This window comes from Bradyrhizobium tunisiense, from assembly GCF_042263385.1.
GTDB lineage: Bacteria > Pseudomonadota > Alphaproteobacteria > Rhizobiales > Xanthobacteraceae > Bradyrhizobium > Bradyrhizobium tunisiense.
In genome coordinates this window covers 1537241-1558258 of record NZ_JBHLEV010000001.1, presented here as the reverse complement: position 1 = coordinate 1558258, position 21018 = coordinate 1537241, and the positions used below count along the sequence as shown (strand labels likewise).

The 21018-nt window shown below is 64.6% G+C and carries 16 protein-coding genes; 6 read left to right on the top strand and 10 right to left on the bottom strand.

What is annotated here, in order from left to right; genetic code table 11:
* Positions 1-76: 76 nt before the first annotated feature.
* The 4 genes from atpD to ACFDR6_RS07310 form a co-directional block, all read right to left on the bottom strand.
* Positions 77-1522, bottom strand: coding sequence for a F0F1 ATP synthase subunit beta (gene atpD / locus ACFDR6_RS07325; RefSeq protein WP_212082005.1), 1446 nt, complete (start codon positions 1520-1522; stop codon positions 77-79).
* 51 nt (positions 1523-1573) lie between these two features.
* Positions 1574-2449 carry a F0F1 ATP synthase subunit gamma gene (locus ACFDR6_RS07320; protein ID WP_212082007.1) on the bottom strand — a complete coding sequence of 292 codons (876 nt, stop codon included), beginning with the start codon at positions 2447-2449 and terminating at the stop codon, positions 1574-1576.
* A 172-nt stretch (positions 2450-2621) separates the two neighbouring features.
* Positions 2622-4151, bottom strand: a complete 1530-nt coding sequence (atpA, locus tag ACFDR6_RS07315; RefSeq protein WP_212082009.1) for a F0F1 ATP synthase subunit alpha — start codon at positions 4149-4151, stop codon at positions 2622-2624.
* Positions 4151-4711, bottom strand: a complete 561-nt coding sequence (locus tag ACFDR6_RS07310; protein ID WP_212082011.1) for a F0F1 ATP synthase subunit delta — start codon at positions 4709-4711, stop codon at positions 4151-4153. The genes atpA and ACFDR6_RS07310 overlap by 1 nt, the downstream gene beginning before the upstream one ends.
* Positions 4712-5417: 706 nt before the next feature.
* Here ACFDR6_RS07310 and ACFDR6_RS07305 point away from each other — a divergent pair.
* Positions 5418-5921, top strand: a complete 504-nt coding sequence (locus tag ACFDR6_RS07305; protein WP_317241895.1) for a septal ring lytic transglycosylase RlpA family protein — start codon at positions 5418-5420, stop codon at positions 5919-5921.
* 248 nt (positions 5922-6169) lie between these two features.
* On the opposite strand, the gene ACFDR6_RS07300 is transcribed toward ACFDR6_RS07305, so the two are convergent.
* Entirely contained in the window at positions 6170-8380 is a 2211-nt protein-coding gene (locus ACFDR6_RS07300; protein WP_375857868.1) for a primosomal protein N', read from the bottom strand.
* A 111-nt stretch (positions 8381-8491) separates the two neighbouring features.
* Between ACFDR6_RS07300 and ACFDR6_RS07295 the strand changes: the two genes are divergently transcribed.
* The 5 genes from ACFDR6_RS07295 to ACFDR6_RS07275 all read left to right on the top strand — a co-directional run bounded on the left by ACFDR6_RS07295 (position 8492) and on the right by ACFDR6_RS07275 (position 13538).
* A complete protein-coding gene (locus tag ACFDR6_RS07295; protein ID WP_212082024.1) occupies positions 8492-9457 on the top strand; it encodes a tyrosine recombinase XerC in 966 nt (321 codons plus the stop codon).
* A gap of 157 nt (positions 9458-9614) precedes the next feature.
* Positions 9615-9863 carry a hypothetical protein gene (locus tag ACFDR6_RS07290; protein ID WP_317241893.1) on the top strand — a complete coding sequence of 83 codons (249 nt, stop codon included), beginning with the start codon at positions 9615-9617 and terminating at the stop codon, positions 9861-9863.
* Positions 9856-11265, top strand: a complete 1410-nt coding sequence (locus ACFDR6_RS07285) for a class I SAM-dependent methyltransferase (RefSeq protein WP_375857867.1) — start codon at positions 9856-9858, stop codon at positions 11263-11265. Before ACFDR6_RS07290 ends, ACFDR6_RS07285 begins: the two co-directional genes overlap by 8 nt.
* A gap of 1 nt (position 11266) precedes the next feature.
* Positions 11267-12805, top strand: a complete 1539-nt coding sequence (locus ACFDR6_RS07280; protein ID WP_375857866.1) for a sulfatase-like hydrolase/transferase — start codon at positions 11267-11269, stop codon at positions 12803-12805.
* A gap of 139 nt (positions 12806-12944) precedes the next feature.
* Positions 12945-13538: a DUF4337 domain-containing protein gene (locus ACFDR6_RS07275; RefSeq protein WP_212082035.1), complete on the top strand. Its 594-nt coding sequence runs from the start codon at positions 12945-12947 to the stop codon at positions 13536-13538.
* A gap of 169 nt (positions 13539-13707) precedes the next feature.
* Here ACFDR6_RS07275 and ACFDR6_RS07270 read toward each other — a convergent pair whose 3' ends face one another.
* The 5 genes from ACFDR6_RS07270 to ACFDR6_RS07250 all read right to left on the bottom strand — a co-directional run bounded on the left by ACFDR6_RS07270 (position 13708) and on the right by ACFDR6_RS07250 (position 20922).
* Positions 13708-14238, bottom strand: coding sequence for a hypothetical protein (locus tag ACFDR6_RS07270; protein WP_317241890.1), 531 nt, complete (start codon positions 14236-14238; stop codon positions 13708-13710).
* Positions 14239-14273: 35 nt separating this feature from the next.
* Positions 14274-15674, bottom strand: coding sequence for a dihydrolipoyl dehydrogenase (lpdA, locus tag ACFDR6_RS07265; protein WP_375857865.1), 1401 nt, complete (start codon positions 15672-15674; stop codon positions 14274-14276).
* A gap of 56 nt (positions 15675-15730) precedes the next feature.
* Positions 15731-16492, bottom strand: coding sequence for an SDR family oxidoreductase (locus ACFDR6_RS07260; RefSeq protein WP_375857864.1), 762 nt, complete (start codon positions 16490-16492; stop codon positions 15731-15733).
* A 52-nt stretch (positions 16493-16544) separates the two neighbouring features.
* The gene (odhB, locus tag ACFDR6_RS07255; RefSeq protein ID WP_375857863.1) at positions 16545-17786 is read right to left on the bottom strand and encodes a 2-oxoglutarate dehydrogenase complex dihydrolipoyllysine-residue succinyltransferase; all 1242 of its coding nucleotides are present in this window, start codon (positions 17784-17786) and stop codon (positions 16545-16547) included.
* Positions 17787-17964: 178 nt separating this feature from the next.
* Positions 17965-20922 carry a 2-oxoglutarate dehydrogenase E1 component gene (locus ACFDR6_RS07250; protein ID WP_375857862.1) on the bottom strand — a complete coding sequence of 986 codons (2958 nt, stop codon included), beginning with the start codon at positions 20920-20922 and terminating at the stop codon, positions 17965-17967.
* Positions 20923-21018: the final 96 nt, after the last annotated feature.

Genomic DNA, 21018 nt, shown 5'->3' with positions numbered 1-21018 from the left:
GAATGGTGAGTGGCGAATGGCGAGCGGTTGAAACAGGGAGCAGCTATTCGCCACTCCCTATTCGCTATTCGCCCGCTTAGGCGGCTTCCGCCGCCAGCTTCTTGCCCTTCTCGACGGCTTCTTCGATGGTGCCGACCATGTAGAAGGCGGCTTCCGGCAGGTGGTCGTACTTGCCTTCGACCAGGCCCTTGAAGCCCTTGATGGTGTCGGCGAGCTCGACGAACTTGCCCGGCGATCCCGTGAAGATTTCGGCGACGTGGAACGGCTGCGACATGAAGCGCTCGACCTTGCGGGCGCGGGCCACCGTCAGCTTGTCCTCTTCCGAAAGCTCGTCCATGCCGAGAATGGCGATGATGTCCTGGAGCGCCTTGTAGCGCTGCAGCACCTGCTGGACCTGACGGGCAACCGCATAGTGCTCCTCGCCGACGACCAGCGGGGAGAGCATGCGCGAGGTCGAGTCGAGCGGATCCACCGCGGGGTAGATGCCCTTTTCGGCGATCGAGCGCGACAGCGTGGTGGTCGCGTCAAGATGCGCGAACGAGGTCGCGGGCGCCGGGTCGGTCAAGTCGTCGGCCGGAACGTAGATGGCCTGCACCGAGGTGATCGAACCCTTCTGCGTAGTGGTGATGCGCTCCTGCAGCGCGCCCATGTCGGTGGCGAGCGTCGGCTGATAACCCACCGCCGACGGAATACGGCCGAGCAGCGCCGACACTTCCGAGCCAGCCTGGGTGAAACGGAAGATGTTGTCGACGAAGAACAGCACGTCCTGGCCCTTGTCGCGGAAGTCTTCCGCGATGGTCAGACCCGTGAGCGCGACGCGGGCGCGGGCGCCCGGCGGCTCGTTCATCTGGCCGAACACCAGCGCGCACTTCGACTTCACGCTCGGATCCGGATTCTTCGGATCGGCGTTGACCTTGGACTCGATGAACTCGTGATAGAGGTCGTTGCCCTCGCGGGTGCGCTCGCCGACGCCGGCGAACACGGAGTAACCGCCGTGCGCCTTCGCGACGTTGTTGATCAGCTCCTGAATCAGCACGGTCTTGCCGACGCCGGCGCCGCCGAACAGGCCGATCTTGCCGCCCTTCGCATAGGGAGCCAGGAGATCGACGACCTTGATGCCGGTGACGAGAATTTCAGCTTCGGTCGACTGGTCGGTGTAGCTCGGCGCGTCCTGATGGATCGGGCGCAGCGCTTCGGACTTGACCGGGCCGGCTTCGTCGATCGGCTCGCCGATGACGTTGATGATGCGGCCGAGCGTGCCTTCGCCGACCGGAACGCGGATCGGCTGGCCGGTGTCGGTCACTTCCTGGCCGCGCACCAGACCTTCGGTCACGTCCATCGCGATCGTGCGCACGGTGGACTCACCGAGATGCTGCGCAACCTCCAGCACGAGGCGGATGTTGCCGTTCTTGGTTTCCAGCGAATTGAGAATGGCCGGGAGGTGACCGCCGTCGAACTGAACGTCGACGACGGCGCCCATCACCTGGGTGACGCGACCGACCTGGTTAGCTGCTGTAGCCATGAAGCTCTCCTTCGAAATTCTTTACTTGAACGACCGTCGTTGGTTCGTGCGTCAGACCGCCTCGGCGCCGGAGATGATCTCGATCAGCTCCTTGGTGATCTGGGCTTGACGGGTTCGGTTGTAGATCTGGGTTTGCTTGCGGATCATTTCGCCGGCGTTGCGGGTGGCGTTGTCCATCGAGCTCATCTGCGCGCCGTAGAACGAGGCGTTGTTCTCCAGCAGCGCGCGGAAGATCTGCACCGCGATGTTGCGCGGCAACAGGCCCGACAGGAGTTCGTCCTCCTCCGGCTCATATTCGTAGGACGTCGACGGCGCGTTCGCCGCCTTCTCTTCCACGACCAGCGGAATGATCTGCTGCGCAGTCGGGATCTGGGCGATCACCGACTTGAACTGCGCGTAGAACAGCGTGCAGACGTCGAACTCGCCGTTCTCGAAACGGGCCAGCACCTTCCTGGCGATGTCCTCAGCGTTGACGAAGCCGAGCTGACGAACGCTGCGCAGGTCGAGATGCTCGACGATCTGCTTGTCGAACAGGCGGCGGAGCTGCTCATAGCCCTTGCGGCCGACGCAGAAGAATTTGACCTCCTTGCCCTGCGCCATCAGCGACTGGGCGCGATCGCGCGCAAGACGCACGATCGAGGAATTGAAGGCACCGGACAGACCGCGCTCGCCGGTGCAGACCAGCAGCAGGTGGACCTGGTCCTTGCCGGTGCCGGCAAGCAGCGCCGGCGCGCCGGGCGAACCGGCGGCAGCGGCGGCAATGTTGGAGATCACCGCGCTCATCTTGTCGGCGTAGGGACGTGCAGCCTCGGCCGCCTGCTGGGCACGGCGCAACCTGGACGCAGCGACCATCTGCATGGCCTTGGTGATCTTTTGCGTCGCCTTGGTGGAGGCGATGCGCACGCGCATGTCTTTAAGTGACGCCATTCTTCGTTCACCCCGGCGATCAGCCTGTGGCTGGACCGCGACCCTGTCTTGTCGTCATGCCCGGGCTCGTCCCGGGCATCCAATTCTTCGTCTCCACGCGATGGTGCGTCGACGGCCGGGACTTCAGTTGCGAAGACGCGCTTCGCGCTTTGCCCCGGCCACGACGGCCTATTTACGCGAAGCTCTTCGCAAAACCTTCGACAACCGACTTCAGCTTGGCAGCGGTGTCGTCGGTGAGGTCGCGGGTGTCACGGATCGAATTGAGGATATCGACGTGCTTGCCGCGCAGCAACGAGAGCAGACCGTCCTCGAACGCGCGCACCTTGCTGACCGGGAGCGGATCGAGATAGCCGTTGGTGCCGGCCCAGATCACGCAGACCTGCTCTTCCATCTTCAGCGGCGAGAACTGCGGCTGCTTCAGGAGCTCGGTCAGGCGCGAGCCGCGGTTCAGCAGGCGCTGGGTCGAGGCGTCGAGGTCGGAGCCGAACTGCGCGAACGCCGCCATTTCGCGGTACTGCGCGAGCTCGCCCTTGATCTTGCCGGCGACCTTCTTGGTGGCCTTTGTCTGCGCCGACGATCCGACGCGCGACACCGACAGACCGACGTTCACCGCGGGACGGATGCCCTGGAAGAACAGGTCGGTTTCCAGGAAGATCTGACCGTCAGTGATCGAGATGACGTTGGTCGGAATGTAAGCCGACACGTCATTGGCCTGGGTTTCGATGACCGGCAGCGCCGTCAGCGAGCCCGAGCCCTGGTCCTTGTTCAGCTTCGCCGCGCGCTCGAGCAGGCGGGAGTGCAGATAGAACACGTCGCCCGGATAGGCTTCGCGGCCCGGCGGGCGGCGCAGCAGCAGCGACATCTGGCGGTAGGCGACGGCCTGCTTGGACAGATCGTCATAGATGATGACGGCGTGCATGCCGTTGTCGCGGAAATACTCGCCCATGGTGCAGCCGGTGAACGGCGCGATGTACTGCATCGGTGCCGGATCCGAGGCCGTGGCGGCGACGACGATCGAGTATTCCAGCGCGCCCTGCTCTTCCAGCACCTTCACGAACTGGGCGACGGTCGAACGCTTCTGGCCGACTGCGACGTACACGCAGTACAACTTGATGTTCTCGTCGGGCTGCGCGTTGAGCGGCTTCTGGTTCAGGATGGTGTCGAGCGCGATCGCGGTCTTGCCGGTCTGGCGATCGCCGATGATCAGCTCGCGCTGGCCGCGGCCGATCGGGATCAGGGCGTCGATCGCCTTGAGGCCGGTCGCCATCGGCTCGTTCACCGACTTGCGCGGGATGATGCCGGGTGCCTTGACGTCGACGCGCATGCGCTTGTCGGCCTGGATCGGGCCCTTGCCGTCGATCGGGTTGCCGAGTCCGTCGACGACGCGGCCGAGCAGGCCCTTGCCGACCGGCGCGTCCACGATGGCGCGGGTGCGCTTGACGGTCTGGCCTTCCTTGATCTCACGGTCGGCGCCGAAAATAACGACGCCGACGTTGTCGGTTTCGAGGTTCAGCGCCATGCCGCGGGTGCCGTTCTCGAACTCGACCATTTCGCCGGCCTGGACGTTGTCCAGACCATAGACGCGAGCGATACCGTCGCCGACGGACAGCACCTGTCCGACTTCGGAGACTTCAGCTTCCTGGCCGAAATTCTTGATCTGGTCCTTGAGGATCGCGGAAATTTCCGCGGCGCGGATGTCCATCAGCCTGCCTCTTTCATCGCGTGCTTGATCGAATTGAGTTTGGTGCGAAGCGAACTATCGATCATGCGGCTGCCGAGCTTGACGACGAGGCCACCGATGATCGAGGGATCGACATTCACGTTGAGCGCGACGTCCTTGCCGGTCACCGACTTCAGGGCAACCTTGAGGGCGTCGAGATTCTTGTCCGAAAGCGTTTCCGCCACGGTGACGTCAGCCGTCACCTCGCCCTTGAACCGGGCGACCAGGGCGCGGTAGCCGCGGATGACGTCGGCCACCACGAACAGGCGGCGATTGGCGGTCAGGACTTTCAGGAAATTGGCGGAGATGCCGGCGATCCCGGCCTTGGCCAGGACGGCCGACAGGGCCTTGGACTGGGCATCGGCCGCGAAAACCGGGCTGCGGACGAGGCGCTTCAGATCGGCGCTCTCGTTCAGCATGGCCTCGAATTTCTCGAGATCGGCTTTGACCTCGTCGACCACTTTCTGGTCGCGGGCCAGTTCAAACAAGGCCGTTGCATAACGACCGGACACACCTGAAACGGACGTATCTTCTGCAGCCACAGACGCGCTCTTTTTGCTGTCAAACTCGCAAGGGAAAAACCGTCGCCACGAAGCGGCGCCAAGCGATCCAAGCCCTTGGAATTCAAGCGGGACTTCGATTTTCGACCAGCACGGGACGTGCCGGGCTCGTTAAAATCGCGGCTTTGCTAACATAGCAGGCGCGCAGGTGCAACATGACGCCAAATTAAAGGCACGAGGTTCTGTCGCCAGTTCGTCGCACGCTGCAACACATCGATCGGTGCAAGGACCTCCGATCAATAAGGCAAGCCTGGTCAATCAAGGACTGGTGGCGACCTGCAAGGACCGGTGGCGAGCTGCCGCCACGGAATTGTCGCGAAGCCTCGCCGCGAGCGTCCTCGTTGGTTCCTGCCCCCAGCGCATAGCGGCCATGAACACGGATCGCTGAGGCGTGATTCTGGCGTCCTCCGTTCCACTCGCCGATTACTTACCCAATTCTAAACGCTGAAGGCGATGACTTCGTTTTACAGTATTCGTGTGTAATCGAGAGGTTAACAAATCGTTAAAGGCGAAGATTACGGAACATCAGATGAATATACGGTGGCGGTAACAAGATATTTCATGACGACACAGAAGGGATTTACTGCCCAATTCACGCCTCATTAGGAATCGAAACGCCAATCCGCTCACAAACTGATGGGGGCTCCACTAGCCACATATGTGGCAATACTAGCTTAGGGACCACTAAATGCTGTCTTTGAAGACGCTGGGCTCTGTCACCCGGCCGCGCACGGCGATTGCTTTCGTTGCCGCAACTCTCCTCATCGGTGGAACTGCCACCGAAGCTTCCGCCAAATCCCGGCATCACCGGCATCATCATCATCACCGCCACCACGCCCAGACCGACACCAACGCGACCGCCGATTGGCGCAACGCCAATGCGTCGATGACGCCGACCTCCGGCACCGGCCGCAGCTTCTCCGGCGTCGCGTCCTTTTACGGCAACGAGTCCGGCAGCAAGACCGCCTCGGGCCAGCGCTTCAACCAGAACGCCATGACCGCGGCGCACCGTTCGCTGCCGTTCGGCACCAAGCTGCGCGTCACCCATGGCGGCCAGAGCGTCGTCGTCACCATCAATGACCGCGGCCCGTTCATTCGCGGCCGCGTGCTCGATCTCTCCACGGGTGCTGCCCGCGCCATCGGCCTCACCGGCCGCGGCGTCGGCCGCGTCACCGCGGAAGTCGTCTCCTAAGGCGCGATGGCGCCTCAGATCACGCGCGCAGTTTTCATCAGTTTGATGCGTGCGTGAAACAAGCCCGCGGTCTTGGGGGACCGCGGGCTTTTTTACGTGCTGTCGTGTCCCGGACAGGCTGCAACGCGCAAGCGTTGCGGCGTAGAGCCGGGACCCAGGAGCCGCGAACTCCGCTGCGACATGGGCCCCGGCTCTGCAGCGCACCGTCGAAGGGACGCTGCGCTGCGTCCGGGGCACGCAACCATTTCCTACAGAAAACTCTGTGGATCGACGTCGACTTCGAGCTTCTGATTGCCCGTCGGCTTCGGGCAGACGGCGAGCCAATTGCGTAAATAGTCCGACAGATCGAAGCCGCGCGCCGATTTCACCAGGATGCGGAAGCGGTAGCGGCCCTTGATCACGGCGAGCGGCGCCTCCGCCGGCCCGAGCACCACGACGCGCTCGTCGTGCGGCGCGAGCGCGACGAGACGGCGGCCAAGGCCTTCGGCGCTCGGGCGATCGCCGGCGGAGATGATGAGGCTCGCGAGCCGGCCGAACGGCGGATAGAGCGTCTTCTCGCGCAGCTCGATCTCGCTGTCGTAGAACGCCTCGCGGTCGCAGGCGATCAGCGCTTTCATCACGGGATGGTCGGGCTGGTGGGTCTGGAGATAGCCGACGCCGCGGCCCTGCTCGCGTCCGGCGCGGCCGATCACCTGGTTGAGCAATTGCCAGGTGCGCTCCGCCGCGCGCGGGTCGCCGTTGCTGAGACCGAGATCCGCATCGACCACGCCGACCAGATTGAGCCGCGGGAAGTTGTGGCCCTTGGCGACGAGCTGCGTTCCGATGATGATGTCGACGCGCCCCTCCGCGATCTCGGCGAGCTCGCTCCGCATCGTCTCGATCGAGGTAATGAGATCGCTCGACAGCACCATGGTGCGCGCCTCCGGAAACAGCGCCGCCGCCTCCTCCTGCAAGCGCTCGACGCCGGGCCCGACGGCAACCAGCGATTCCTCCGCCGAACAGTTCGGGCAGAGATGCGGGCGCGGCATCGAGAAGCCGCAATGATGACAAACCAGGCGCTGACGGAAGCGATGATCGACCAGCCAGGCATCGCAGATGGTGCAGGCGAAGCGATGGCCGCAAGCACGGCACAGGGTCAGCGGCGCATAGCCGCGGCGATTGAGGAACAGCAGCGCCTGCTCGCGCCTTTCGATCGCACCTCTGATCTCCCCGGCGAGCCGCGGCGAGATGAAGCGGCCGCGCGCGGGCGGCTCGCGGCGCATGTCGATGGCTTCGATATGCGGCATGTGCTGGCCGCCGAAGCGCGAAGGCAGCGCGATGCGCTGATAGCGGTTCTTGCGCGCATTGACCTCGGATTCGACCGAGGGCGTCGCCGACGCCAGCACGACCGGGATCTTGGCGATATGCGCGCGCACCACCGCCATGTCCCGGGCGTGATAATGCACGCCCTCGTCCTGCTTGTAGGCCTGGTCGTGCTCTTCATCGACGACGATGAGGCCGAGATCGGCATAGGGCAGGAACAACGCCGAGCGCGCGCCGACCACGACCGGCGCGGTGCCCCCTGAGATCGCCGCCCAATTGCGCGCGCGGGTGCGCGGAGTGAGCTCGGAGTGCCATTCGATCGGCCGCACCCCGAAACGCTGCGCGAAGCGGTCGAGGAACTGGCCGGTGAGCGCGATCTCCGGCATCAGGATCAGCGATTGCCTGCCGCGGCGGATCGTTTCAGCAACGGCCTCGAAATACACCTCGGTCTTGCCCGAGCCGGTGACGCCGTCGAGCAGCGCGACGTGAAAGGTGCCGTTGGCCGCGAGCGCACGCATTGCATCCACGCCGGCACGCTGCAGCGGCGAGAAATCCGGCCGGCCGAAGTCCGGATCGGGCACGGGCGGTGGCGCCGGCGGCGGCATCGGTTCGACCGTGAGCGTGCCTTCATCGACGAGGCCATCGATCACGCCGGCCGACACACCTGCCGCCTTGGCGGCCTCCGACTTGCCGTGCAGCAGCCGGTCCGACAACACCTCGATCACGCGCGCCCGTGCCGGCGTCAGCCGTCGCGGCGGATCGCCGACCAGGCGCACGCCGGGGCGGACCCGCTCGGGGCCGAGATTTTCGCCCATCCGCAGGCACATGCGCAGCACCATGCCGCGCGGGCTCAGCGTGTAATTGGCGACCCAGTCGACCACCGACCGCAGCTCGGGCTTGAGCGGCGGAATGTCGAGCTTCTCGCTGACCTCCTTGAGACGGTTGTGCAGGCGCGGATCGGGATTGGCGTTTTCCCCCCAGACCACCGCGAGCACCTCGCGCGGCCCGAGCGGCACACCGACGAGATCGCCGGCCTTCAGCTCCATGCCGCGCGGCACCTTGTAGGAATAGGTCTGGTCGAGCGCGACCGGCACCAGCACGTCGACCATGCCGGTCGCGTTGGTGGGGGCGGTCGTGCTGCGCGAGGAATGATCCATGAACGGAGAATCGGAACCCGGGGCTTCAAGGCTAGCGCCCTGGGGCGGCCTTAGCGAACGATAAACGAGTGTGATGCGATATACTGTCGGGAATCACCACGTCCAGAGCGCATGAGCAAAGCGGCCGCCCCACAGATCGAGCTCGCGAGCGCCGATCCCTCGATCGCGCAGGAGATGACGCGCTGGCTGTCGCATCTCGGCGCCGAGCGGCGGCTGTCGCCGAAGACGCTGGAAGCCTATGGCCGCGACTTGCGGCAATGCCTGGATTTCCTCTGTGCTTACTGGGGCGAGCGCGTCACGCTGGAGCGCTTCGCCGCGCTGGAAGCAACCGACGTGCGCGCCTTCATGGCGATGCGCCGCGCCGACGACATTGCCGGCCGCTCGCTGATGCGCGCGCTCGCAGGCTTGCGCTCGTTCGGCCGCTTTCTCGAGCGCGAAGGCAAGGGCAAGGTCGGCGCGCTCTCTGCCATTCGCGCACCGAAAGTCGCCAAGAGCCTGCCAAAGCCGCTGCCGATGGCATCCGCCAAGCGTCTTGCCGATGCCGACGAGCGCGCCGGCGAGGATCGCGAGACCTGGATTCTGGCGCGTGATGCCGCGGTGATGGCGCTCTTGTACGGATCGGGCCTGCGCATCTCCGAAGCGTTGGGGTTGAAGCGCCGCGAGGTGCCGCGCCCGGGCGAAGGCGACGTGCTTGTTGTCACGGGCAAAGGCAACAAGACCCGCATGGTGCCGGTGCTGCAGAACGTGCTGGAACTGGTACAGGAATACGTCGCGATGTGCCCCTATCCGCTGCCTGCCGAAGGTCCGATCTTCGTTGGCGCACGCGGCGGCCCCTTGAGCCCGCGCATCATCCAGCTCGCGATGGAACGGCTGCGGGGTGCGCTCGGCCTGCCCGACAGCGCCACGCCGCACGCGCTCCGGCATTCCTTCGCCACGCATTTGCTCTCGCGCGGCGGGGACTTGCGCGCCATCCAGGAACTGCTCGGCCATTCCTCGCTCTCGACCACGCAGATCTATACCGGCATCGATTCCGAGCGCCTGCTGGAAGTCTATGCCAGCGCGCATCCGCGGCGCTGAGGCTGCGAACCTGTCGGCCATGCGCAGCGCAGCGGCAGACAGACCGTTGACGGCCGGCGGAATGGAGCGGATTTCGGTTTACGCGCGTAGGTGGATGGTACAAAAGACCTATAGGCGGCCCGTGTAACCCGCGACTATCGTCTATGGTATGTGGAAAATGAACAAGATTTCTTCGGGAATGACTGTGGCGGCGCTGGCCGGAATCGCCGTGCTGATGCCGACCAGTGCCTATGCCTATCTGGATCCGGGGAGCGGCGCCTTCGCCGTGCAAGCGCTGCTTGCCGCCATCGCCGGCGGCCTGATCGCCATTCGCGCTTACGGAAAGCGGGTGATGGGCTTCTTCCGGCGCCCGAAATCGTCGCCGGACGTCGCCACCAACAGATCGATACCGGACCGCGATGCGTGATCCCGGATCGTTCCGCGATCCCTCGGGCTACGTCTTCACCCATGCAGGCCGAATCTTTCGCGCGGTCGACGACGACGCCTATCGCAACTTCCTGCTGCTGAAATCGTCGGGCGCCTACGAGGCGCTGATCGAAAGAGGATGGATCGTCGCCGCGGAGGATGCAGGCTCCGACGAGGCGACGCAGACTCTGATTCATGCCGAATCGGGTCGACGGAAAGTTCTGGAGCATCCAAGGCTCCCGTTCATCTCCTACCCGTATGAATGGCCGTTCGAGCTGCTCAAGCGCGCCGCCCTGCTCCATCTCGATGTCCATCTGCTCGCGCTCGACTACGGCCTGACGCTGTCGGATGCGACCGCGTACAATATTCAGTTCATCGGAATCCGGCCGGTCTTCATCGACATTTCCTCGTTCGTGCCGTACCGCAACGGCGACTATTGGGACGGCCACCGGCAATTCGTCGAGCAGTTCGTGAATCCCTTGCTGATGCGCGCCCTGCTCGGTGTCGCGCACAACGCCTGGTACCGCGGCGCGCTGGAGGGCATTCCGACCGCCGACATGGCGGCGCTGGTCGGATGGCCCAAACGGTGGTTCTCCCCGGACATCCTGACCAACATCACGCTTCCGGACCGCTTTCAGCGACGGGCGCGCCGCGCACCGGATCAACCCTCGCGCGCGCCAAAGCCGCTCCCCGTAGCCGCGCTTCAGATGATGTTGCGCCGCTTGCGGCGCTGGATCTCCAATCTCGCTCCGAAAGATGCCGGACCGACCGAATGGCAGCAATATGAGCGCGGCAATCTTTCATATTCCGACACCGAGGAAAGCAGGAAGGAAGAGTTCGTCAGCCGCTTTGCGCAGAACATTACCTTGGCCTGCGCGTGGGACATCGGATGCAACACCGGTCGATATTCGCAAGCGCTTCTGCAAAACCGGGTCCGGTCCGTGATCGGGTTCGACGCCGATCTCAACGCGCTCGACATTGCGGTGGCGCGCGCGACCGCGGACAATCTGGACTTTCTCCCGCTGTTCAGCGATGCGGCAAATCCAAGCCCCGGTCAGGGCTGGGCGGAGACCGAGCGTTCGGGGCTGCATTCGCGCAGCAACGTTGACGCCGTCATCGCGCTCGCGATCGTGCACCATCTCGCCATCGGCCGGAACATTCCGCTGCCGTCGGTGCTGGATTGGCTCGTCGGACTGGCGCCACGCGGCGTGATCGAGTTCGTTCCGAAGTCCGACCCGATGATCCAGCGCATGCTGCGATTGAGGCGCGACGTTTTCGATGGCTATGACGGCGACCAATTCGAGCGCGCGTTGACCCGCCATGCAACGATCGTGCGGCGGCTCGAGCTCACCCCGGGTGGCCGCACCCTGTATGAATTTACAAGACATGCCGGTCGAGACTGAAATGCCGCTCCGATCCAACGACAGATTCGTCCTCCTCCGCGCGGTCGCATCGGCCGTGCTTCTGTCCACGATGGCCCTGCTCAATTTCTACGCGGCAAACATGAGCGTGCTGGCGAACCCGTCGCGTGTTCTGCAATACGCGGCCGGCATCGCGGCGATCGCCGCAGTCCTCTCGGTGTGCCTCGCATTGCTGCTGCGCAAGGTCCCACCATGGCGCATCGTTCTTGCGGTCGGGCTGACGATCTTCGTCTTCTTCGCCTATCGCGTCGAGCTGGTCGAATACGAGATGAAGGGCCGCTTCGGCGACTGGGCCGCGATTGCCTGGACCATGATGGCCGTCGCCACCGGCATCGGCGCCCTGATTGTCATCCGCCATCCGGCACTCGTGACAATCGCACTGGTGGCGTCGTTGGCGTTTGCCGCCCAGCCCGTCATCCGCATCGCGACCGCGCTTGTGAAGGAGCAGCGCGCGCCGCGCCCGGTCCCGGGCGCCGGCGAACCTGCGATGAAGCTCACGATGTCTCCCAACATCTATTGGATCGTGCTCGACGCCTATCCAAGGCAGGACGTCCTCAAGGAAGATTTTTCATTCGACAACAGCGGCTTCCTCGCGTCGCTCGGCGCAAAGGACTTTACGGTATTTCGCAACGCGCGCTCGAATTTTCAGGCGACGGCCAATTCGATATCGAGCACGGCCAACGCCGACTATACCGTCGATGGCGAAGGCAAGGACCTCAAGGCTTTCCCGGTGCAGCGGCTGTATCCGATCGTGCGAGGCAAGAACCGGACGGTGGCCCGGCTCACCTCGGCCGGATACAGCTATGTCCACTTCGAAAACGGCTATGACAACCTGACCAAATGCGCATTCGACGCGCCGCGATGCCTGCGCGGAAACGTCGGACTGGACGAAACGGACGTCGCCATCCTCTCCAACACACCGGTCGTCGACTTGATCATCGGTCGGCGGCAATCGCCGTTTGCGTGGGGCGGCGTGGATGACCTGACCCATCTGCTGAATGAGGTCCAGGCGACACCATCGCCGTTCTTCCTGTACGCGCACATCCTGGTGCCGCATGTACCGTTCCGCTTCACGGCGGACTGCGGTTTGCGCCCGGCCGCCCCGGACCTCCAGCGCTGGGACCCCGCGAGCCGCCCGGCCTTCCTCGACCAGCTCCGCTGCACCAACGCGCAGGCGCTGACGCTTGTCGACAAGATCGTGTCGTCAGATCCGGGCGCACTGATCATCCTGCAGTCGGATCATGGCACGGACTTCCGCGGCCAGACCAAGCGTTCGCCCTCGACCTGGTCGGATGCCGATCTCCACGAACGATTCGGCGTTCTGGATGCTATACGGCTGCCGAAGCAATGCCGCGCGGCCGCTCCGGACGACATCACCTTGATCGACACCTTTCCGCTGGTCTTTGCCTGCCTGACCGGCAGCGCGTTCGAACCGCGTCATCCACGCTTCTTCGTCACGCCGTATGACGACATGCCCGACTTCGGGGATGCGGTCGAATTTCCGGCGGAGCGGGTGCGGTGAACGATCGACGTGTCGCTCGCGCGCCTGCCCAGCAGGCTCCGCAGCCGACAGACTGACACACTCTCGTCATAGCTCTCGTGCCTCTTGCGCGGCGCACGCGGTTCGGTCATTCGTTGCGGAACCGAGGCAGGAGAGATTTATGGGCGCACATGAAAGCATGGAGCATGCCGAGCACGCCGAACACGCGTCCGGCTCGAACAAGAAGATCGCGCTCCTGATCGCCGTTCTGGCGCTTTTCCTGGCGATCTCGGAGACGCTGGGCAAAGGCGCCCAGACCGAATCGATCAGCAAGAATGTCGAGGCATCCAATCTCTGGGCGTTCTTCCAGGCCAAGAGCATCCGCCGCACCGTGGTGATCACGGCGGCCGAGCAAGGCAAGCTGACGCTGGGCTCGCTGGCCGACGATGCGGCCATGAAGCCGACCGTGCAGAAGCAGATCGACGATTGGACCAAGACCGCGCAGCGCTATCGCTCCGAGCCCGAGACCGGCGAAGGTACCGAGCAACTTGCGGAGAAAGCCAAGCACGCCGAGCACGCCCGCGACGAGGCGACCGCGAAATACCACCATTTCGAGTTGGCCTCGGCCGCGTTCCAGATCGGCATCGTGCTGGCGTCGGCGACGATCATCACCGGCATGCTCGTGCTCGCCTATGTCAGCGGTGCGCTGACGATCGCCGGCCTCCTCATGACCGCGCTCGGCCTGTGGTGGCCGCATCTGCTGCATCTGCATTGAGGGATTCGGGCGCTGCTGCGCACGCTTGAAACCACACAGACAGTGTCATGCCCCGGCTTGACCGGGGCATCCAGCACTCCACGGCACCTCGGTTCTAGCTCGCCGTCTCTGGAATTCTGGATTGCCCGCCTTCGCGGGCAATGACAGCGAGTATGTATAAGCGGCGGGACTACCGCGCCTGGTGCACGCTCTTCCTGAACCGCTGGATCATACGCAGCGTGCGTGACGACCAGCCCTCGCCATCGCCGGCGATCAGCTCGCGAATGCGCTGCTTGATCGGGTTGACAAGCTCCGCCGCCTTGGCGCGCACCTTCAGCACGAGATCGTAGATCCGCTCGAACCAGCGCATCTCCAGGAGCTTGGCGCGCGTCACGTCGAACACGAAGGCGGTGACGCCGACGCCGACCAACTTGCCGAATACGATCGTGAAGAACGCGCTGATCCAGTATTCGTGCGCGAGCAGCCACAGGCCGACCAGCTTGAGCGGAAACAGCGGAATGACGGGGACCGCGAACACGAGCAGCGTCATCGCCGGCGACAGCGCATCGACGCGATCCGTCAGCCACTGCTTGAAGCGCGCCAGCGGAACGGCCGCCACAATCCGCGCGACGATCGGCTCGAGATGGTCCCACAGCCAGGCTTCGATCAGGAAGACGATCGCAAGCAGGACCCAGACCGGTTGAAGAAGGCGGCGCAGCATGTGTTTCCCGCCCGTTTCGGTTCCTGGGCGCGTGGCTACATATGGATGGCCCGCTTGCCCACTGCAAGCGCGGCCTCCTTGACGGCTTCCGAGCGGGTCGGATGGGCGTGGCAGGTGCGCGCGAGATCTTCCGCGCTGCCGCCAAACTCCATCAGAACGGCCGCCTCATGGATCATCTCGCCGGCCTCAATGCCGATGATGTGCACGCCGAGCACACGATCGGTCTTCGCATCCGCGAGAATCTTCACGAAGCCGTCGGTGGTCTGATTGACCTTGGAGCGGCCATTGGCGGTGAAGGGAAATTTTCCGACCGTATAAGCCACGCCCGCCTGCTTCAGCTCCTCCTCGGTCTTGCCGACGGAGGACACTTCCGGCGTCGTATACACGACGCCCGGGATCACGTCGTAGTTCACGTGGCCGGCCTGGCCTGCGATGATCTCCGCGACCGCAACGCCTTCGTCCTCGGCCTTGTGCGCAAGCATCGGGCCTGCAACGACGTCGCCGATGGCATAGACGCCCTTCAGGCTGGTGGCGAAATGCGGATCGATCTGGACGCGGCCGCGGGGATCGAGCGCAACGCCGGCCTCCCTCAGGCCGAGCGCGTCGGTGTAGGGCACGCGGCCGATGCAGACCAGCACGACGTCGGCTTCCAGCGTCTCGGCGGCGCCGCCGGCGGCGGGCTCGATCGTCGCCTTCAGCGTCTTGCCGGAGCTGTCGACCGCGGTGACCTTGGCGCCGAGCTTGAACGCAAAGCCCTGTTTTTCCAGGATGCGCTGGAATTGCTTGGCGATCTCGCCGTCCATGCCGGGCAGGATACGGTCGAGGAATTCGACGACGACGACTTCGGCACCGAGACGATGCCAGACCGAGCCGAGCTCGAGGCCGATCACGCCGGCGCCGACGATCAGCAGCTTGCCGGGGACCTTGTCCAGCGACAACGCGCCGGTCGAGGACACGATGCGCTTCTCGTCGATCTCGATGCCCTTCAGACGCGCGATGTCCGAGCCGGTGGCGATCACGATGTTCTTGGTCTCGACAACTTGCGACTTGCCGTCGACGGAGACTTCCACCTTGCCGGTCCCCAGGATCTTGCCGGTGCCCTTGAGCACGTCGATCTTGTTCTTCTTCATCAGGAACTCGACGCCCTTGACGTTGCCGTCGATGCCCTGCTGCTTGAAGTTCATCATCGCGGGGAGATCGAGCTTCGGCGACGACACCGAGATGCCCATCTTGGCGAAGGAGTGCCCGGCTTCCTCGAACATCTCGGAGGCGTGCAGCAGCGCCTTCGACGGCATGCAGCCGACATTGAGGCAGGTGCCGCCGAGGGTGGCGTTCTTTTCGACCACGGCGACCTTCATGCCGAGCTGGGCTGCGCGCACCGCGCAGACATAACCGCCAGGTCCGGTGCCGATGACGACGAGATCGTAGGTAGCCATGAGAGGAAGTCCCGTGAGTTTAGCGTGATGGGATGCGTCAGCGTCCGCGCGGCGCGTCAGCGTCCGCCGGACACATCGAGAGTGGCTGCGGTGACGTAGGAGGCCTCGTCCGACATCAGCCAGACGATGGCGTTGGCGATTTCATCGGCGGTGCCGACGCGCTTCATCGGCACCATGTGGGCCAGACGATGATGCCGGTCGGGCTCGCCGCCGGAGGCGTGAATTTCGGTATCGATCAGGCCGGGGCGAATGCCCGCGACACGAATGCCTTCGCCGGCGACCTCGTAGCCGAGGCCGGTGGTGAAGGAATCGATCGCGCCTTTAGAAGCGGCATAATCGACATAGGTGTTGGGCGCGCCGAGCTTGGCCGCCACCGACGACAGATTGACGATGACGCCGCCCTTGCCGCCATGCCTGGTCGACATCCGCTTCACAGCCTCGCGCGCGCAAAGGATCGAGCCGGTGACGTTGACCGCCATCACGCGCTGGATGCGCTCGGCCGACATCTCGTCGACGCGCACGCCGCTCGTGCCGACGATGCCGCCGTTGTTGACGAGGGCGCCGAGCGTACCGAACTTGTCGGCTTCCTTGAAGAGGTCGACGATGTCGCGTTCCTCGGCGACATCGCACTTCACCGCGATGGCCTTGCCGTTGCTGGCCGCGATCTGCGCGACCACGTCATCGGCGGCCTTCTTGTTGCTGGCGTAGCCGACCACGACCCGATAGCCGCGCGCGGCCGCGGCAATCGCGGTCGCCCGCCCGATGCCGCGGCTGCCGCCGGTGATGACAACGACCTTATCCGTCACGCGCGCCTCCATGGTTCGACATGCGCCGTCGCGAATGGCGGCGGCGCTCGCAGAGCATCAGGGATCAGAGATCGAGCACGAGGCGCGCCGGATCTTCCAGGCTCTCCTTGACCCGAACCAGGAAGGTGACGGCTTCCTTGCCGTCGATGACGCGGTGATCGTAGGACAGGGCCAGGTACATCATCGGGCGGACCTCGATCTTGCCGCCGACGACCATCGGCCGCTCCTGGATCTTGTGCATGCCGAGGATGCCGGACTGCGGCGCGTTCAGGATCGGGGTCGACATCAGCGAGCCGTAGATTCCACCATTGGTGATGGTGAAGGTGCCGCCCTGCATCTCGTCGATCTTGAGCTGGCCGTCACGGGCGCGGCGGCCGAAATCGGCGATGCCCTTCTCGATGTCGGCGATCGACTTGTGGTCGCAGTCGCGCACCACGGGCACGACGAGGCCCTTGTCGGTGCCGACGGCGACGCCGATGTGGTAATAGTTCTTGTAGATCAGATCGGTGCCATCGATCTCGGCGTTGACGGCCGGGATGTCCTTCAGCGCCTGCACGACGGCCTTGGTGAAGAAGCCCATGAAGCCGAGCTTGCTGCCGTGCTTCTTCTCGAACGCATCCTTGTAGTGCGCGCGCAGTGCCATCACGTTGGTCATGTCGACCTCGTTGAAGGTCGTGAGCATGGCCGCGGTGTTCTGCACGTCCTTGAGGCGGCGCGCGATGGTCTGGCGCAGGCGGGTCATCTTGACGCGCTCTTCGCGGGCGGCGTCATCGGCCGGCGAGGGCGCGCGCACCTGCACGGCGGCGGCGGGCTGGTTGACCGGGGTCGGCGCGGAGGCCGCACGCTCGATCGCGGCGAGCATGTCGCCCTTGGTGACGCGGCCGTCCTTGCCGGAGCCCGGAACGGTCGAGGCATCGACGCCGCTCTCGGCCGACAGTTTCCGCACGGAAGGCGCGAGCGGGGCGTCGGCCGGCGGCGCCTTCGCAGCCGGGGCCGGCGCAGCGGCGGCGGCCGCGGGAGCCGCTGCGGCGGCGGGCTTGGCAGGCGCGGCGGCGGGCTTCGCAGCACCGGCACCATCGGTGATCTGGCCGAGCAGCGCGCCGACCGCGACGGTGGCGCCATCGGCGGCGATGATCTCGCTCAGCGTGCCGGCGGAGGGCGCCGGGACTTCGATGGTGACCTTGTCGGTCTCGAGCTCCACCAAGGGCTCGTCGACGGCGACAGGATCGCCGGCCTTCTTGAACCAGCGGCCGATGGTGGCCTCGGTGACGGATTCGCCGAGCGTCGGCACACGAATTTCAGTCATGGTCTTTGTCCTTAGGGATCGCCAATGCGGTCATAAGTGCGGATGCCATCGCCTGCGAAAAGCAAGCCATCCAGCAAACCGGGAGCTCGTACGGGGCACGGACGTCACGGCGTGTTGGATGCCCCGCTCCAGTGCGCTGGTTGCACACGAAGGCGGGGCATGGCGCAGTTCAAGAAATTCAGCTCAGTGCTTCGTCCAGGAACGCCTTCAACTGCGCCTGATGCTTGGACATCAGACCCGTGGCGGTCGCAGCGGAAGCGGCGCGGCCGACATAACGCGGACGCCGGCTCGCACCGTTCACCTGGTTCAGCACCCATTCCAGATAGGGCTCGATGAAGTGCCAGGCACCCATGTTGCGGGGCTCTTCCTGGCACCACACCACTTCGGCCTTCTTGAAGCGCGACAGCTCGGCCACCAGCGCCTTCAGCGGCACCGGATAGAGCTGCTCGACGCGCATCAGATAGATGTCGTCGATGCCGCGCTTCTCGCGCTCCTCGTAGAGGTCGTAATAGACCTTGCCGGAGCACAGCACGATGCGGCGGACCTTCTCGTCCGGAACGAGCTTGATGGGCTCGTTCGGCAGCATCTGGGCGTCATCATAGAGGATGCGGTGGAACGTCGTGCCCTTCGCCAGCTCCTCGAGACGCGAGACCGCCCGCTTGTGGCGCAGCAGCGATTTCGGCGTCATCATGATCAGCGGCTTGCGAATCTCGCGGTGGAGCTGCCGGCGCAACGCGTGGAAATAGTTCGCCGGCGTGGTCGGGTAGACCACCTGCATGTTGTCTTCGGCGCTCATCTGCAGGAAACGCTCCAGACGCGCCGAGGAATGCTCCGGTCCCTGGCCCTCATAGCCGTGCGGCAGGAGGCAGACGAGGCCGGACATGCGCAGCCATTTGCGCTCACCCGAAGAGATGAATTGGTCGAACACGACCTGCGCGCCGTTGGCGAAGTCGCCGAACTGGGCTTCCCACAGCGTCAGCGTGTTCGGCTCGGCGAGCGAGTAGCCGTATTCGAAGCCGAGCACGGCTTCTTCCGACAGCAGCGAGTTGATGACCTCGTAATGTCCCTGCTCGTTGCCGAGATGATTGAACGGCGTGTAGCGATTCTCGGTCTCCTGATCGATCAGGACCGAATGGCGCTGCGAGAAGGTGCCGCGCTCGGAATCCTGCCCGGACAGACGGACATGGTGGCTTTCCTGCAGCAACGTGCAGAACGCCAGCGCTTCGCCGGTTGCCCAGTCGATGCCGGCACCGGTGTCGATCGCCTTGGCGCGATTGTCGAGGAAGCGCTGGATGGTACGGTGGACGCGAAAACCATCCGGCACCTTGGTGATCTTGCGGCCGATGTCCTTCAGAACAGGCAGATCGACGCCGGTGACGCCGCGACGGGCGTCCTCTTCCTGATCGGCGATCTTGAAGCCGGACCACTTGCCGTCGAGCCAGTCGGCCTTGTTAGGCTTGTAGGAGGTGCCGGCCTCGAACTCTGCATCGAGCCGGGCGCGCCAGTCGGCCTTCAGCTTGTCGACCTCGCCCTCGGTGACCACGCCTTCGGTGATCAGGCGCTTGGAGTAGAGCGTCAGCGTCGAGGGATGGGCTGCGATCCGCTTGTACATCACAGGCTGGGTGAAAGCCGGCTCGTCGCCTTCGTTGTGGCCGTAGCGGCGATAGCACCACATGTCGATGACGACGGGCTTGTGGAATTTCTGCCGGAACTCGGTCGCGACCTTGGCCGCGAATACGACGGCTTCCGGATCGTCGCCGTTGACGTGGAAGATCGGCGCGTCGATCATCTTCGCCACATCCGACGGATAGGGCGAGGAGCGCGAGTAGCGCGGATAGGTGGTGAAGCCGATCTGGTTGTTGACGATGAAGTGCACGGATCCGCCGGTGCGGTAGCCCTTCAGGTCGGACAGGCCGAAACATTCCGCGACGACGCCCTGGCCGGCGAACGCTGCGTCGCCATGCATCAAGAGAGGCATCACCGAGATGCGCATGTCGGGCGGATCGCCGTGCTGATCCTGCTTGGCGCGCACCTTGCCGAGCACGACGGGATCGACGATCTCGAGATGCGAGGGGTTCGCGGTCAGCGACAGATGGATGCGATTGCCGTCGAACTCGCGGTCCGAGGACGCGCCGAGGTGATACTTGACGTCGCCGGAGCCTTCGACCGCGTCCGGGTTGGCCGAACCACCCTTGAACTCGTGGAACAGCGCGCGGTGCGCCTTGCCCATGACCTGCGTCAGCACGTTGAGGCGGCCGCGATGCGGCATGCCCAGCACGATTTCCTTCACGCCTAGATTGCCGCCGCGCTTGATGATCTGCTCGAGCGCGGGGATCAGGGCTTCGCCGCCGTCGAGGCCGAAGCGCTTGGTGCCGGTGAACTTGGTGTCGCAGAACTTTTCGAAGCCTTCGGCTTCGACCAGCTTCATCAGGATGGCTCTGCGACCTTCAGGGGTGAACGAGATCTCCTTGTCGGGTCCCTCGATGCGCTCCTGGATCCAGGCCTTCTGCGCGGCGTTGCTGATGTGCATGAACTCGACGCCGAGCGTCTGGCAGTAGGTGCGCTCGCAGATCGCGGTGATCTCGCGCAAGCTGCCGTATTCGAGGCCGAGCACGTGGTCGAGGAAGATCTTGCGGTCGAAATCGGCTTCGCTGAAGCCGTAGGTGCGCGGGTCGAGCTCTTCGCGGTTGCGCTGGGCTTCGATGCCGAGCGGATCGAGCTTGGCGTGGAAGTGACCACGCATGCGGTAGGAGCGGATCAGCATCAGGGCACGGACGGAGTCGCGCGTGGCCTGGAGCAGGTCGGCCGAGGAGATGTCGGCGCCCTTGGCTTGTGCCTTGGCGGCGATCTTGCCGCCGACCGCCTTCTCGACTTCAGCCCAATTACCGTCGAGGGCGGAGGTCAGGTCATCCTTCGGGGTCAGCGGCCAGTTGTCGCGCTCCCAGGACGGGCCCTCGGCGTTCTTCCGGACGTCGGCCGGCTGGTCGTTGAGGCTCTTGAAGAACTCCTGCCACTCGGCGTCGACCGAGGACGGGTCCTTCTCGTAGCGGGCGTAGATTTCGTCGATGTAGGTGGCGTTGGTGCCCTGCAAAAAGGAAGACAAGGCAAAGGCTGCGTTCGCGTCCTGGCGAGACATACTGGAGTTCCTGGCGATTTCGGTTCGCGCATATCAAACGGCGCTGACGCCGAGCTCCCCGGCAGAGGCTCGGCGCGACAGGCACCCTTTACCCTA